Here is a 1068-nt window from a genome sequence, read left to right as displayed (position 1 = left end):
CGGTCGGATTCTCAATAACTGACCGAATCTTTTTTACCATAGGTTGTCTCTGTTCCCTACACTGTCTGACTTCTCACAGGGTTGTCACCCCGTCAGCTTGTCTTCCTTGGTTATTGTCAAACTCAATCAAAATCGCGGTAGGCAGTTACAGTTTGAAGATCCCTCTAAGGCTGCAAAAGTTTACTTGAATCAGTTGGATCGTATTGATTTCGGTGACAACATCAAGCGAGGTATTGTCTTTAGTTCTGGTAAAAGCGTTTACTTTGGCAACAAGGAACTGATTGACAACATTCGGCATCAATTCTTTAAAACAAAACCAGACTACTGCTGTCGCTACGGCTCGTTACTGGTAAGCTCTTGTTTGGAAGGAGCAGCCATATTTGATAACAAGAAAGATAATTCTCCCATACGACTTAAAATAGTCGATTCTCAAAGCGACGATCCTCAAGAAAGGAAAGAAGCAGCCGACTACTTTACAGGCGATTGTCACGGGAAAATATCTCCTCAGTTAGCACGAGAAATTGGTGCTAAAAACAAACGACCATTTCAATTTAGAATGGCTTGGATGACAGACTGGAATAAAGAGAAAAGTCATTCTACACCTAATATTAGTTTTCTGGCTAAAGGAACGTTTCTGCCGAATCAGACTTTAACTGAAGACAGGGGATATGACATCATTCTCGATCACAGCTCGATTAAAGGTATTGCTAAAAAAAACCAGTTAATAGTTACTCCCACTTCTCGTTTTCCTCAAATTTCTCAGGAGATTCGCCACGCTAACGAACCTGCCGAGTATCCTCAAGTAGTAAAGCGAGACAAAACTGACTACAGCAAGCCTAAATACACTAATCTCAAACAAATAGCGGCAGCTATTAAACAAAATAGCATTGGTTATGTTGCCACTTTAATTGGAAGGGTACAGTCGTCATCCAATCCCTATCAAAAACCTGACCGTAAAGAAAAATTTGAATCAGCACAACGCCAACTTTTGGGTAAACTATTCGATGCTCTACCAGCAATTCTCATTTTAAAAATTCCCAGAGAAAAATAGATGAGAAATGAACGTTT

Annotated in this window: 1 protein-coding gene; it reads left to right on the top strand. The window is 40.0% G+C overall.

All coding sequences use genetic code 11. From position 1 onward, the window contains the following. The first annotated feature begins 97 nt into the window (after positions 1-97). Entirely contained in the window at positions 98-1051 is a 954-nt protein-coding gene (locus ACLFKQ_RS27870; RefSeq protein ID WP_449002898.1) for a hypothetical protein, read from the top strand. Positions 1052-1068: the final 17 nt, after the last annotated feature.

Source organism: Myxosarcina sp. GI1(2024), from assembly GCF_053543375.1.
The sequence above is the reverse complement of the archived record's forward strand: the minus strand, read 5'-3'. Positions and strand labels throughout refer to the sequence as shown.